The 12877-nt window shown below is 62.3% G+C and carries 13 protein-coding genes; 4 read left to right on the top strand and 9 right to left on the bottom strand.

Features of this window, described 5'->3' with window-relative positions; genetic code table 11:
- Window positions 1–404 precede the first annotated feature (404 nt).
- A complete protein-coding gene (gene gndA, locus AAZQ98_RS05095; protein ID WP_105657765.1) occupies window positions 405–1844 on the bottom strand; it encodes an NADP-dependent phosphogluconate dehydrogenase in 1440 nt (479 codons plus the stop codon).
- 208 nt (window positions 1845–2052) lie between these two features.
- On the opposite strand from gndA, the gene AAZQ98_RS05090 reads away from it, so the two are divergent.
- Window positions 2053–2787: a FadR/GntR family transcriptional regulator gene (locus tag AAZQ98_RS05090; protein ID WP_434690316.1), complete on the top strand. Its 735-nt coding sequence runs from the start codon at window positions 2053–2055 to the stop codon at window positions 2785–2787.
- 90 nt (window positions 2788–2877) lie between these two features.
- Here the strand turns inward: AAZQ98_RS05090 and AAZQ98_RS05085 are convergent, their stop codons facing one another.
- Together AAZQ98_RS05085 and AAZQ98_RS05080 are read right to left on the bottom strand one after the other, a co-directional pair.
- Window positions 2878–4293, bottom strand: coding sequence for a GntP family permease (locus AAZQ98_RS05085; RefSeq protein WP_434690314.1), 1416 nt, complete (start codon window positions 4291–4293; stop codon window positions 2878–2880).
- A 66-nt stretch (window positions 4294–4359) separates the two neighbouring features.
- Complete coding sequence (locus AAZQ98_RS05080) at window positions 4360–4866, bottom strand: gluconokinase (RefSeq protein ID WP_434690311.1); 507 nt, start codon at window positions 4864–4866, stop codon at window positions 4360–4362.
- A 323-nt stretch (window positions 4867–5189) separates the two neighbouring features.
- Here AAZQ98_RS05080 and AAZQ98_RS05075 point away from each other — a divergent pair, with 323 nt between their 5' ends.
- On the top strand, window positions 5190–5450 hold the full coding sequence (locus AAZQ98_RS05075) for a GlsB/YeaQ/YmgE family stress response membrane protein (RefSeq protein WP_434690309.1): 261 nt from the start codon (window positions 5190–5192) through the stop codon (window positions 5448–5450).
- A 93-nt stretch (window positions 5451–5543) separates the two neighbouring features.
- Here the strand turns inward: AAZQ98_RS05075 and AAZQ98_RS05070 are convergent, their stop codons facing one another.
- Window positions 5544–6476, bottom strand: coding sequence for a zeta toxin family protein (locus tag AAZQ98_RS05070; protein ID WP_434690306.1), 933 nt, complete (start codon window positions 6474–6476; stop codon window positions 5544–5546).
- Between the two features lie 110 nt (window positions 6477–6586).
- Between AAZQ98_RS05070 and trhA the strand changes: the two genes are divergently transcribed.
- Entirely contained in the window at window positions 6587–7276 is a 690-nt protein-coding gene (gene trhA / locus AAZQ98_RS05065) for a PAQR family membrane homeostasis protein TrhA (protein ID WP_434690303.1), read from the top strand.
- Between the two features lie 83 nt (window positions 7277–7359).
- Here the strand turns inward: trhA and AAZQ98_RS05060 are convergent, their stop codons facing one another.
- Both AAZQ98_RS05060 and argE read right to left on the bottom strand, forming a co-directional pair.
- Entirely contained in the window at window positions 7360–8634 is a 1275-nt protein-coding gene (locus AAZQ98_RS05060) for an MFS transporter (protein ID WP_105657759.1), read from the bottom strand.
- On the bottom strand, window positions 8631–9800 hold the full coding sequence (argE, locus tag AAZQ98_RS05055) for an acetylornithine deacetylase (protein WP_434690301.1): 1170 nt from the start codon (window positions 9798–9800) through the stop codon (window positions 8631–8633). The genes AAZQ98_RS05060 and argE overlap by 4 nt, the downstream gene beginning before the upstream one ends.
- Window positions 9801–10085: 285 nt before the next feature.
- On the opposite strand from argE, the gene AAZQ98_RS05050 reads away from it, so the two are divergent.
- On the top strand, window positions 10086–11312 hold the full coding sequence (locus AAZQ98_RS05050; RefSeq protein WP_434690298.1) for a methyltransferase: 1227 nt from the start codon (window positions 10086–10088) through the stop codon (window positions 11310–11312).
- Between the two features lie 86 nt (window positions 11313–11398).
- Here AAZQ98_RS05050 and AAZQ98_RS05045 read toward each other — a convergent pair whose 3' ends face one another.
- The 3 genes from AAZQ98_RS05045 to AAZQ98_RS05035 all read right to left on the bottom strand — a co-directional run bounded on the left by AAZQ98_RS05045 (window position 11399) and on the right by AAZQ98_RS05035 (window position 12697).
- Window positions 11399–11593 carry a CsbD family protein gene (locus AAZQ98_RS05045; protein ID WP_332595170.1) on the bottom strand — a complete coding sequence of 65 codons (195 nt, stop codon included), beginning with the start codon at window positions 11591–11593 and terminating at the stop codon, window positions 11399–11401.
- A 161-nt stretch (window positions 11594–11754) separates the two neighbouring features.
- A complete protein-coding gene (locus tag AAZQ98_RS05040) occupies window positions 11755–12048 on the bottom strand; it encodes a transcriptional regulator (protein ID WP_402734985.1) in 294 nt (97 codons plus the stop codon).
- The gene (locus AAZQ98_RS05035) at window positions 12035–12697 is read right to left on the bottom strand and encodes a hypothetical protein (protein ID WP_332489097.1); all 663 of its coding nucleotides are present in this window, start codon (window positions 12695–12697) and stop codon (window positions 12035–12037) included. Before AAZQ98_RS05035 ends, AAZQ98_RS05040 begins: the two co-directional genes overlap by 14 nt.
- Between the last annotated feature and the right edge of the window lie 180 nt (window positions 12698–12877).

Below are 12877 nucleotides of genomic sequence, written 5' to 3'. Positions count from 1 at the left end.
TCCATTCAGTGAATGGATTGCGGAGGGCTGCCGGCTCGATGCGCGGGGGCTCCGCCGACTGCTGCCAGCGGCAGGTCGTTCTGCAATCACCGGCGCATGCTTGGCAGATCAGTTTGCACGCAGCAGGCATTAATCGTCGCGCTCGCCACGGAAAATCCAACCGCCTTTGGCTGCCGCGCCGATTTTCCGCACCTCTGGGATCCATTCGCCCCTGAACGCATGGCACCGGCCGGAACCTGCGCCTGTCCCACCCAGCATTCTGCTGATCACGCCCCACGGCTGCCAGTTCCAGCGGAGCAAGACAGCGTGCATCAGGGCTCAAAAGGCAGAAGCCCACCAGTTCAATCGAATTGAACTGGTGGGCTTCGGATCAGCCAGCAGCTGCTAGCGCCAAGTCTCGCCGTTTAGTGGGTGTCCTCGGCAGCGATTTCGGTGCGGTCACCGCTCCACTGCGTGTGGAAGGTGCCTTCCTTGTCGGTGCGGCGGTAGGTGTGCGCACCGAAGTAGTCGCGCAGGCCCTGGGTCAAGGCTGCTGGCAGACGGTCGCGGCGCAGGCCATCGTAGTAGGCCAGCGACGAGGAGAACACTGGTGCAGGGATGCCCAGCTGGACAGCAACAGAAACCACGCGGCGCCATGCTGGAACTGCCTTGTTGATGGCTTCAGCGAATGCCGGAGCGAACAGCAGGTTCGAAGGCTTCTCGCCTGCCGAGTAGGCAGCGGTGATGTCCTTGAGCAGGGCTGCACGGATGATGCAGCCTTCACGCCACAGGCCAGCGATCTCGTCGAGCTTCAGGTCCCAGTTGTATTCGCCGGCAGCCGAAGTGAGCATGTCAAGGCCCTGCGCGTAGGAGACGAGCTTCGAAGCGAACAGCGCCTGGCGCACATCCTCGACGAAGTTCTCCGGCAAGGTAACCTCGGCAGTTTCGCCGGTCAGCACCTTCTGGCCCACGGCACGGATATCGCGCTGCGAGGAAAGGGAACGGGCGAAGACCGATTCGGCGATGGCCGAAACAGGCGAGCCCATATCCAGGCCGGACTGCACGGTCCAGCGGCCGGTGCCCTTCTGTCCTGCGGAGTCCTGGATGACGTCGACCAGCGGCTTGCCGGTGGAAGCATCGACGTGGCCGAGCACTTCAGCGGTGATCTCGATCAGGAAGCTGGACAGTTCGCCCTGGTTCCATTCGTTGAAGATCTCCGACTGCTTGGCTGGCTCGATGCCGGCGGCGCTGCGCATCAGATCGTAGGCTTCGCCGATGACCTGCATGTCGGCGTATTCGATGCCGTTGTGGACCATCTTCACGAAGTGGCCCGCGCCGTCGGTGGAGATCCAAGCGCAGCACGGTGCGCCGTCGTCGGCCTTGGCGGAGATCTTCTCCAGCATCGGGCCCAGCGATTTGTAGGATTCAGCGGAACCGCCTGGCATGATCGATGGGCCGAGCAGCGCGCCCTCTTCGCCACCGGAGACGCCGATGCCCACGAAGTGCAGGCCCTTTTCAGCCAGGGCAGCTTCGCGACGGCGGGTGTCGGTGTAGTGCGAGTTGCCGGCGTCGATGACCACGTCGCCCTCTTCGAGCAGCGGCACCAGCTGGTCGATGACCGAGTCCACTGGACCACCGGCCTTGACCATGATCAGCACGCGGCGCGGGGTTTCGAGGTTTGCTACCAGCTCTTCCAGGCTTTCGGTGCGAATGAAATCGCCCTCATCGCCATGTGCTTCAAGCAGCGCATCGGTCTTGCCGACCGAGCGGTTGTGCAGGGCGACGGTGTATCCGTTGCGAGCGAAGTTACGGGCAAGGTTTGCGCCCATGACGGCCAGACCTGTGACACCAATCTGTGCAGGCATAAAAATAAGTCTCCATCGATTACGGGGAGTTGAACCGCCAAGCAGAGACCGGATGAGTCACGATCCCTGTTCACGGCCACGTGACCTTTCCATCCTACAAGGGCGACGCCCGTGTTTTACAGAGGATCGCGTAAATTAAAGCATATTTATTTCGCGGATCGACTCGCCATAGTCTGATTTGGCGCAAGTCATTGGCTAAACTGACCCCATGGCAACTAGTCTGCACGCTCATGTGGTTGAGCACCTCGGCTCTCGCATTATCAGCGGGCAAATTCCGCGCGGCTCCATTATCCTCGCCGCCGACCTCGAGCAGAAACTCCAGGTCTCGCGTTCGGTGATCCGTGAAGCGATCCGCGTTCTGGCCCAATGCGGCCTAGTCACCAGCACCAAGCGCGTGGGCATCCGCGTGCTGGGAGCGGAGCGCTGGAACCCCTACGACGATCATGTCATCCGCTGGCGGCTGGCCAGCGACCAGAAGGGCGCACAGCTGCGCTCGCTGACCGAGCTGCGCATTTCCGTAGAGCCGATGGCCGCGGAACTGGCTGCCGAGTTCGCCCCCGAAGCGATGCGCAAGGAGCTGATGATGCTCTCGGCGCAGATGAACCATTACGGGCGTCAAGGCGATTTGCGACGTTTCCTGGAACTGGATATCCGATTCCACGCTGTGGTGCTGGCCGCCTCCGGCAATGAGATGTTTGCGAACCTCTCCACCCCGATCGGAGCGATTTTGCGCGGCCGCACCGAATTGGGCCTGATGCCTGAACGCCCGCACGAGGAAGCGTTGCTCTGGCACCAGTCGGTCGCCGATGCCATCTCCAATTCGGACTCCGCCAGCGCGCGGAGGAACATGGAAAGCATCATGCGCCGGACGCACAACGAGATCTGCAGCCTCTGGGACGGCGCGCCGCGCTTGTTCGTGGACCCGGCCAAGAGCTCCCAGTAACCCGGCATTCCCGACTTAAATGCGAATCCGCCGGGGCAGCGATCTGCATCGCTGCCCCGGCGGATTTTTTGTCCTGCTCGCTGCCCTTAGTTAGGCCAGCGCGGTCGCCAGGCCGTAGAGCACCATGACGCAGGCGAAGCCGACCACCGATACCAGCGCCTGGCCAACGGTCCAGACCTTCAAGGTGGTTGGCACATCGATGTCCAGGAAGCGCGAGATCAGCCAGAAGCCGGAGTCGTTGACGTGGCCGGCAAAGACCGAGCCTGCTGCCAGCGCCAGCACTATGGCGGCGATCTGGAAAGCGGTCAGCGAGGCATCCGCCAGTACCGCCGGCTGGACGATGGCGGCCGCAGTGGTCAGTGCTACTGTTGCCGAACCCTGGGCCAGTCGGACGATGGCCGCGATCAGGAAGCCGGCGACAATCAGCGGCATGCCCACCGATTCAAGCGACGTGGCAATGGCGTTGCCGATGCCGCTGGCACGCAGCACGCCGCCGAACATGCCACCAGCGCCGGTGATCAGGATGATCGAGCAGACCGGGCCCAGCGCGGAGTCCACGATGGTCTCGGTCAGGGTCTTGTCCTTGCCCTTGCGGAAGCCCAGAAGGAACATTCCCAGCAGCACGGTGATCAGCAGGGCCACCGGAGTTTCACCCAGCAGGCGCAGCCAGCGCACCCAGGAGGTTTCCGGGTCCACGACGCCGGCGGAGCCGAGCATGTTCAGACCCGTGTTCATGAAGATCAGCAGCAGCGGGAGCAGCAGCAGGCTGAACACTGTGCCCACGGAAGGAGAGGACTTGAACTCGTCCTTCGATGCGCCGTTGCCCAGTGCCGCATCCAGGATATTCGGTACCGGGATGTTGAACTTCTTGCCGACAAACTTTCCAAAGAGATGGCCTGCAACGAACCACGTTGGAATCGCGACGACCAGGCCGAGCACCAGCACGAGCCCGACATTGGCTTCCAGCAGGCCAGAGGCGGCCACTGGGCCCGGGTGCGGCGGAACGAAGACGTGCATCACCGAGAATGCGGTGGCCGATGGGATGGCGTAGAGCAGCAGCGAGCCGCCCAAGCGGCGGGCCACGGTGAAGATGATCGGCAGCATGACTACCAGCCCGGCATCGAAGAAGATCGGGAAGCCGAAGAGCAGCGACGCAACCGACAAGGCCAGCGGTGCGCGCTTCTCGCCGAACTTGGAGATCAGCCAGCTGGTCATCACATCGGCGCCGCCACTGGTTTCCAGCATGCGTCCGAGCATTGCGCCAAGGCCGACCAGCAAGGCCACACTGGCCAAGGTGGATCCGAAGCCGCTGGTCAGCGTGGTAAAGACCGATTCAGCAGGGATACCGGAGGCGACCGCGGTCAGCAAGCTGGTGAGCACCAGTGCGAGGAACGCGTGGACGCGGAAGCGGATAATCAGCACCAGCAGCAGCGCTACCGCACCGACCGCCAGCATCAGGAGCCCGGGCGTACTTAACGTCCAGTTCAGTTCAAGCTCAGTTGTCATTGTCTTCCTTGATCAATGGGGGCTTCATGCCATGGGTGGTCTGTGGATTGCTGCCAGCGCACTGCGCTAGGACAGTTTAGCGATCAGCTGTCGAACGATGTCCTCGGGGCTATCGGCAATATCCGCGCTGAGCACTGGCTCGTCCGCATCTGGGGCCTCCAGCGTGGCCAGCTGGCTGTCGAGCAGGCTGGTGGGCATGTACTCGTGCGAGCGCGCGTTCATCCGATCGCGAATCAGGGTCGGAACACCGGTGAGGTGGACGAAGATCGTTGCTGGCTCCAAGCTGAGGATGAGATCCCGGTAGCTGCGCTTGAGTGCGGAACAGGCGATCACCAGCGGCGCCTGGCTTTGCTTGCTTTCGGCCAGCTTGGTGCCGATCAGCTGCAGCCACGGCTCGCGGTCAGCGTCATCCAGAGACTGTCCGCCGGCCATTTTTTCCTTGTTGGCCTTGGGGTGCAGGCTGTCACCATCGATGAACTCGTGATGCAGCTGGTCAGCCAGCATCTTTCCGATGGTGGTCTTGCCACTGCCCGAGACACCCATCACGACAAGGGGCGGGACCTGTTCACTCATCCATTTACTCCGTCGTACGTGAACCTAATATATGACTTATGCTGTATCCAAAGTCATAAAGTATGATTTAACTAGAGTAGGAGCGGCAGCCGATGCTGTCAACAGGTTGCATTTGGTCCATCGCGGATGATTCTGCAAAGCATGTGGCCAGAGAGCGAATTCCCGACTTAATCGACCCTAGGTTCAAGCATGGCTTGAACCCAGCCTTTGAAAATGCTGAATTTCTGCGAGGTCGTTGTAGAACCCCAGCTCAATGCCATGTACTCTCGGTTTTTAAGTGGATCGAACCCGACCACTGCACAGTCTGACCATTGGAGCGAATCATGGGATTCATTGGATGGATAGTTTTGGGCTTGATTGCCGGAGCGATCGCAAAGGCCATTCTGCCCGGCAAGCAAGGTGGCGGCTGGATCGCTACCCTGGTTCTCGGCGTCGTAGGCGCACTACTCGGAGGCTGGATCGGAAGTGCTGTCTTCGGAGAGGGCGTGGATGAGTTCTTCTCGATCTCAAGTTGGCTTCTTGCCATCGGCGGCGCCCTGATCGTCCTGGTCATTTGGGGCTTCATCACCAAACGACGGGCCTAAGGCACCTCCCGAGGGATCGTTATCCTGCGGATCTTGAATTCCCGCCGAGCAGCAGTGCCAACTGCTGCTCGGCGGGTTTTTCTCTTGCCTTGGCTACTTCACCCGCAGCAGCTCAGCGCCCACGGCTTCCCTGCGCAATTCGAAAAGCAGAAGGCTCCCCTCAGTGTCCGAGGCTTCCCCAAGCGCGGTATGGAACACCTTGAAGCTCAGTACCGCGGGGCAGTTGCGTGCGAACATCTGGGCCACGGCAGCAGGCCGGGAGCGCTGGCCCGGGGCGTCGAAGACCATATCGGTAAATCCTTCGGGAACCCAGCGTGCACCAAGGTTGTCGTCGCCATCCAGGGACGCTTCCTGCTGCTTTTCCCAGCGTTCAATAATCCGTTCTTCCGAGACATCCTGCGGCGCGTACGCCTCCACGATCCGAATCTCGTATCCGGCCTCCTGCAGCTGAGCGGCCAGTTTCTGCGCTGAATCCTCGGACGCAAGGACCTTGTCGATGACGACATTCAGTCCTTGCTCGAAGCATGCGGCACGCAGGTTCTCGCTGAGCATGGAAGATTCCTCATGCACCAGGCTCGCCATGTCCATCGGGAAGAACTGCTCACCGCGCTGCTCGCGCTCCCTGACTTCCCGAGGCTTGAAGAATCCTTCGTAGGTTCCATCTTCTTGCGCTTCGCGCATCAGGTTCGCCTTGAATTCATCGGCATCGATCACCACATAGTCATCCTCGTGCCCGCCAAGCAGTTCGCGCAGCAGGCTGCTCTTGCCGGCTCCCGGAGCCCCGGCAAGCACAACAGCTTGGCGCTGCGCTTGGGCGCTGCCCGCTGCCCGCAGTTCCTGGTCGATCAACCGCCGGTGCAACTGATCGCGTTCCCCGATCGCTTTCCACGAGCCCGGGGCGACTTCTTCGAACCAGTCAGGGTTGCGCACGGAGATGAACGGTGAATCATTGGCCAGCACTTCTCCGGGCTCATTGAGTTGAGCAATAGTCTTCAGGTGGTCGGTGATTTCTTGGTCATCTGCCATATTCGAATCCTAATCGGGAATTATCGCGATGACCCCACAGCACGCTGACAGCCGGTTATCGTATAGTTCGATGTTGGGCCCAGTGCCCGCGCACGACGTTAAGGAGACCCATGGCTACCGCACCGCTACCATCTGCAGGCAAAGGCCGAGCCGGGCGAACCTTCGCGCACATCGGCACCGAGCGCACTCGCTGGCGCGGGTTGATCCACGCCTGGTCCACCCCGGGCATCATCATCATGAGCCTGGTGCTGGTCGTGCTGGCTAACGGACGCTTGGCGGAATGGACCACCGCGGTCTTCGCGCTCTGCTCGATCCTGCTCTTCGGCACCTCGGCGCTTTACCATCGTGGCAACTGGACCGACAAGGTCATGGGGCTCTTCCGCCGGGCCGACCATGCGAACATCTTCCTGCTCATTGCCGGCACCTACACTCCGGTAGCGGCATTGACCTTACCCGGTCCGCAGGCGATCATCGTGCTGTCCGTCATCTGGGCCGGTGCACTGGCCGGCATTGCCATCAAGTCATTCTGGCCCACGGCACCCCGCTGGGTTGGAGTCAGCCTCTACATCCTGCTCGGGTGGGGCGCATTGATGCAGTTGCCAGCGTTCTGGGCCGCGAACCCCGCGGTGATGATCCTGATTCTCGCTGGTGGCCTGGCCTATACGATCGGCGCGGTTTTCTACGCCACCAAACGGCCAAATCCGTTGCCGAGCATTTTCGGATTCCACGAGCTCTTCCATGCCTGCACCGTCATGGCCTTCCTGTGCCACTGGACGGCTGTGCTTCTGGTGGCCCTGTAAGCGCGCGAACCCGCTGGAAAAAGCGATCGCCGCAAGCTCCACGAGGAAGCTTGCGGCGATCTTTCGCTGAATCCCAGGCCGGACTAGCGCTGGCCGTAGCGCTTTCGCACGACCACGAGGCCGATCAGGGAAATCACGGCAATTGCCATGTAGTACAGGCTCGGTGCATCCAGCGACCCGGTCAGGTCCAGCAGCCACGTCAGTACCAGCGGGGCGATTCCGCCCAATAGGGTCACGCCCACGTTGTAGGCCACCGACAGGCCCGAACCACGGATGGCAGCCGGAAAGAGGTTGGACAGCAACGCCGGCAGCGGACCGAAGTAGAAGGACATGATCACGCCGAGAACCGCGATCACGATCACCATCACGATCACGCTCGGGTTCGAGGTCATCAGCTTGAACAGCGGATAGGCCAGCACGAACGCCGCGACCGCGGCGTAGGTCATCACCCGGGCCGGGCCAATGCGGTCAGCCAGATGGCCCACCAACGGGACGCCGCACAACGTGATGATGCCCGCCGAGATGCCGCCCAGGAAAGCCGCGTCGGCAGGGATCTTCAGGTTCGTAACGGCGAAGGTCGGCATGTACAGGATCATGTACACCGAAATCGTGGCCACGCCAATGGTTGCCGCCGCGGCCAGCAGGCGGCCGTAGTGCTGGGTGAACAGCGTGCCCAGTGGCGATTTCTCCTTGGCGGCGGAAACGAACTCGTCGGTTTCATCCAGCTTGGCGCGGATGTACAGGCCTACCGGCCCGATCAGCAGGCCAACGAAGAACGGCACGCGCCAGCCCCAGCTCTCCAGGGCTTCCTGGCTCAGGCCGGTGGTCAGGAAGTAGCCGAAGGCAGAAGCCAGCAGCATGGATGCACCCTGGCTGGCGACCTGCCACGAAGAGTAGAACGCCTTCTTGTGCGGTGCGGTTTCGATCAGGAATGCAGTGGCCGTGCCGAACTCGCCACCGGCAGAGAAGCCCTGGATCATGCGCGAGAGCAGGATGATCAAGGCACCGGCTACGCCCGCCACCTCATAGGGCGGCGCCACGGCCATGATCAGCGTACCGAGCATCATCAAGCCCAGGGTGAGGGTCAGTGCGTTCTTGCGTCCCTTGCGGTCGGCGTAGCTGCCTAGCACCATGCCGCCCAGGGGGCGGATCAGGTAGGAAATCGCGAAGGTGGCGAAGGTGAGAATCAGCGCGAACGTGCCGTCCGATTCGGGATAGAACACCTTGGCAATGGTGGTCGCGAAGGTGGCATAGACAATGATGTCGAACCATTCCAGCGCCGCGCCAATGGAACTGGAGATGACCGCCTTGCGGGCTTTGACGATCTGCTCGGGTGTCGCCTTCACCTCGGCGCTCACGAGCTGACCTGCGCAATCAGCGAATCGATGAAGTTCTCGCACGCCACGATCTGCTCCAGCTCGATGTATTCGTCCGGAGCGTGGGCCTGGGCGATATCACCAGGACCGCACACCACGGTGGGAATGCCAGCCGCGGCGAACAGCCCGGCCTCCGTGCCATAGGTGACCTTTTCATCGGTGGCAATGGCGCCGCAGGCGGCCGCGAAGGACACGATCCCTTCCTCCGCAGCGGTATCCAGTCCCGGAGCGCCCGCCTGCTGGGAGAACTCCACGGAGCAGCTCGGGTTCTGCTCGCGCATCTGGGCTTCCAGCTTGGCCGCTTCTTCGCGCAAGCGCGCGGTCAGCGCCTCGCGGTCCACCACCGCGAGCGAGCGGTACTCGAAGAACACGACCGCCTGCGAGGGAATGGTGTTCACCGCGATGCCGCCGTCGAATTTGTTCACGTTCATGGTGGTGGTCGGTTCGATGAACGCTTCATCGCGCGGGCCGTGGTTGCGCAGCTCGGCTGAAACCTCCTCGACGAAATTCGCGAAGCGCAGCGCATAGGAAATTGCGTTGACTCCCTCGGAAGGCAGGGAGGAGTGCGCTGCGACGCCGTTGAATTCGGCGCGGAAAACGTTCATCGACTTATGGCCGCGGATCGCCCGCATGCTCGATGGCTCCCCCACGAAGCATCCGCGAGGCGCCAGGTTCTCGTCAACAATTCTCTGCACCAGCGACACCGCGCCGACGCAGCCGACTTCTTCGTCATAGGACAGCGCCAGGTGGATTGGTTCGGCAAGTTCTGCGCCGGTGAACTGGTCCAGCTTGGCCAGGATCACCCCGAGGAAGCCCTTCATGTCGCAGGTGCCGCGGCCATAGAGCTTGTCTGCGCGCACCTGGGCGTCGAATGGATCGCTGCTCCATTTCTGCCCGTCCACTGGCACCACGTCGGTGTGCCCGGAAAGCACAATGCCGCCGGTGCGGGTTCCATCGGCGGCGGGGATGGTGGCCAGCAGGTTGGCCTTGGTGCCCTCTTCGTTGTGGATCAGCTGGGAGCTGATGCCATAGGCGTCCAGCTTCTTCACGACATTCCCGATCAGCGCAAGGTTGCTGTCGCGGCTAGTGGTGTCCACGGCGATGAGCTCGTGGATTTCTTTCATGCTTGCTTCGCTGGGCGCGGGCATTTCAGCTCCTGGTTCTAGGCGATGATGCTATGGATTCATGTTTCCATATTGCTCCCGCGCCACCTAGAAGATGTCAAAGAATGGCCTCTGGCTAGTGGGGAATAACACCGGCACCACGCAGATAGTGCAGGATCGCTTTCCCGGAGGCGGCTTGCTGGCGAGCAGATTGCCGTGAAGAGGATCCTCGAACAGCTGGGCGCCAGGCACCGGCCCAGCTAGCCTGGCCGGGACCGGTAGAATTGGAACTCCAGCCCCTCGCAACAGAACAGCTCATGCGCGGTTGCCATGCGCTTGAGCAACGCTGATCGACAGGGCCATCCCATCGCTTCCCATTCAGCCACCGCCCCTGGGACCGTTTCCTGGGACCACGAAGGAACCAGCACTACGGCCATCTGGCTGTCTGCCAACTCCCGCCGGGCACCAGCACACATCGTGCTGGCCGATGACCGGTTGAGCGCTGATGCGGCCATGCGCCACGCGGCCCGCGGCACGGCCATGCTGTGGACCGGCGACTTCCACAACGCCAAGCAGCTGCTCGCCGCCATGGACCGGCGCATGGCGTCCGCCAACGCGGCCAAGGCCAGCAGCGCGAAGGCCAAGAAAAAGGTCCTGGATGATGCGCAGAAGTTCTACGCCATCCGGCAGGCCCGGGCCCAGCGTTCGCGGATGCTGTCGCTGATCCTGGTTCCCTTGGATTTCCAGGCCGAGGACGGCCTGGCCGTCCTGGACTTGCCCCGGGCGCCGATCGTCGGTCCGGCGGTGGCATTCGGCTACGAGCAGGCCGCGGACCTGGCAGGTCACCGGGCTGTGGCCAGCCTGCAGGAACTAGCTGGCATGCTCAGTGCCCACCAGTGGTTCCTGAGCGGCGTGGACGTTCCGGCTTTGGGAGCGAAGATCCACCCGGCCTACGGGACGTTCATGCCCACCCGCCAGGAATATGTGGATCTGGTGGCGGTAGCCCCGCTGGAGGACCTCTCGCTGGCTTTCGACATCGGCACCGGAACCGGAGTGCTCTCGGCCGTGCTGGCCCGCCGCGGAGTCAAGCAGGTCATCGGAACCGACATCCACCAGCGCGCGGTGGACTGCGCCAACGACAACTTCGCGCGCTTGGGCATTTCCGGCGCCGCCCGTGCGCAACTGACCAGCATGTTCCCCGAAGGCCGGGCCCCGCTGGTCGTGTGCAATCCCCCGTGGCTTCCGGGCAGCGCGCCGAGCACCCTGGATGCGGCCATCTACGATCCCGAGAGCAAGATGCTGATGCAGTTCCTGCGCGGATTGCCCGGTCACCTGACCGAGAACGGCGAAGGATGGCTGATCATCTCGGATCTCGCCGAGCTGCTGGGCTTGCGTACCCGCGCGTTGCTGCTGGAGGCCATCGAGGCGGCAGGCCTGGAAGTCATCGACAAGATCGACACCGCGCCAAGGCACCACCGCGCACAGGATGCCCAGGACGTGCTGCATGCGGCCCGTTCGAAGGAAACCACTTCATTGTGGAGGCTCAAGGCCAAGTAGCCCCGGGTGCGTTCCAGACAGAATCGGCAAAGGCGCCCGCGGTATTCGCGGGCACCTTTGCCGTTTAAGCTCCTGCGTGCCGGTTGCTACTTGTCCAGGCCGTCGCGTACGTCCTTGGCCGCATCCTTGACTGACTCGCCGGCCTGCTTGGCTTTCGCAGCGGCTTGGTCCTTTACGCCTTCAGCCTGCAGCCGCTCATTGCCGGTCGCATCGCCTACGGATTCCTTGGCCTTGCCCGAAACTTCTTGCGCCTTGTTCTGGATCTTATCGCCTAGGCCCATTGGAAAATCTCCTTCTGCAGTTGATTCGACAGCGTACCTTCTCCAGCCTAATCGGCCGCGCAGATGATTCACCTGTCACGGGCCTCTGCATTAGCTGGCAGATTTTCCCGGTTCCTCCCCGGCTGCGCAATTGCGTGTAGCCTTGCACGTTCGTCCGGCGATCACACCGTATCCAGCAATGCGCGAAGCTGTTCCTTGTACTCTTCGAAGGCGGTTCGCCCAGCGCGGGTCAAGGCAATGTAGGTCACTGGGCTGCGCCCCTCCAGGATCTTGTCCACCTTCACGTAGTCACCGTCTTCCAGCTTGCGCAAATGCGTGGCCAGATTACCCGAGGTCATCGACAGCAGGCCCTGCAGCTTGGGAAACGAGATGCTGTCCCCGGCCCGCAAGGTGTCCAGGACCGTGACGGTCCTCAGCCGTGCCTGGGCGTGGATCAGCGGGTCAAGCTCCTGCATGCCCACCCCGGATCAACGCTCCTGAGACCAGTTCCGGCTTGCTGCCGTGCAGCAGGCCCAGCACGATGAATCCCAGCCCGCCAACTGCACCGGCCAAGAGGTTATGCGGTGCCGGCGCGGCCAGTGAGAGCAGGGCAATAGCCAGGATCCAGGACCCGAAGACCAGCTGGGCCCGGTCGTTGAAGAGCACTGAGCCGGCAACCACGAGCACGCCGATCACCAGGCACAGGCCGGTGAGGGCAAAAGTCGCCATGCCCATTGAGCTCAGCCCCTCGGCATGCAGCCGCCACCCGAGCAGGGCGGTGATGATCATGCCCAGGCTGAAAGTGTTGCCGTAGATCGCCCCTTGCGCCATCGACGGACCTTTGGTCCCCGAACCGCGCTTGGCCGAATGCACGCCGGAAGTCACGATCGCGATGAGGAATGAGGCAACTGCGGTGCCGATGCCAACCGCCGGCGGCAGCAGCGGCGAGCCCTGTGGCGCGAGTGCCAAGTAGAGCCCGAGGAAGGCAATGATCCAGGCACCGCCCCAGATGGAGAACAGCAGTTGCTGGTTCGGGCTCATGCCCTCGCGGGCTTGCTGTGCATCCGATTCGATTCCACGCAGAATGCGAGCCGGGTCGATGTCATTGCTGTTCGTGTTGTCCATGGCGCACTGCCTCCTTCGGCGATCACCGCCTCCGAGCCGCAAAGCAGTACGTGATGAAAACCACTTTGCATTACAAAGTTCAAGATAGCGCTAACGACGGCTTACCGCAAGAGGCGCATTCTGGCAGCTGCGCCTAATCGCACCCCGCCGTTTTCGACCCACGGAAGAAGCCGCAGGCCA

Source organism: Glutamicibacter sp. Je.9.36 (assembly GCF_051129975.1).
Taxonomy (GTDB): Bacteria; Actinomycetota; Actinomycetes; order Actinomycetales; family Micrococcaceae; genus Glutamicibacter.
Note: the sequence above shows the minus strand (reverse complement) of the source record. Positions and strands in the feature narration are given on the sequence as shown.

What these genes read in the sequence shown, in the direction of transcription:
- AAZQ98_RS05035 (WP_332489097.1), bottom strand. Translation starts at nt 12,697, where the DNA reads ATGGACAACACGAACAGCAATGACATCGACCCGGCTCGCATTCTGCGT.
- AAZQ98_RS05040 (WP_402734985.1), bottom strand. Translation starts at nt 12,048, where the DNA reads ATGCAGGAGCTTGACCCGCTGATCCACGCCCAGGCACGGCTGAGGACC.
- AAZQ98_RS05050 (WP_434690298.1), top strand. Translation starts at nt 10,086, where the DNA reads ATGCGCTTGAGCAACGCTGATCGACAGGGCCATCCCATCGCTTCCCAT.
- gndA (WP_105657765.1), bottom strand. Translation starts at nt 1,844, where the DNA reads ATGCCTGCACAGATTGGTGTCACAGGTCTGGCCGTCATGGGCGCAAAC.
- AAZQ98_RS05045 (WP_332595170.1), bottom strand. Translation starts at nt 11,593, where the DNA reads ATGGGCCTAGGCGATAAGATCCAGAACAAGGCGCAAGAAGTTTCGGGC.
- AAZQ98_RS05085 (WP_434690314.1), bottom strand. Translation starts at nt 4,293, where the DNA reads ATGACAACTGAGCTTGAACTGAACTGGACGTTAAGTACGCCCGGGCTC.
- trhA (WP_434690303.1), top strand. Translation starts at nt 6,587, where the DNA reads ATGGCTACCGCACCGCTACCATCTGCAGGCAAAGGCCGAGCCGGGCGA.
- AAZQ98_RS05080 (WP_434690311.1), bottom strand. Translation starts at nt 4,866, where the DNA reads ATGAGTGAACAGGTCCCGCCCCTTGTCGTGATGGGTGTCTCGGGCAGT.
- AAZQ98_RS05070 (WP_434690306.1), bottom strand. Translation starts at nt 6,476, where the DNA reads ATGGCAGATGACCAAGAAATCACCGACCACCTGAAGACTATTGCTCAA.
- argE (WP_434690301.1), bottom strand. Translation starts at nt 9,800, where the DNA reads ATGCCCGCGCCCAGCGAAGCAAGCATGAAAGAAATCCACGAGCTCATC.
- AAZQ98_RS05075 (WP_434690309.1), top strand. Translation starts at nt 5,190, where the DNA reads ATGGGATTCATTGGATGGATAGTTTTGGGCTTGATTGCCGGAGCGATC.
- AAZQ98_RS05090 (WP_434690316.1), top strand. Translation starts at nt 2,053, where the DNA reads ATGGCAACTAGTCTGCACGCTCATGTGGTTGAGCACCTCGGCTCTCGC.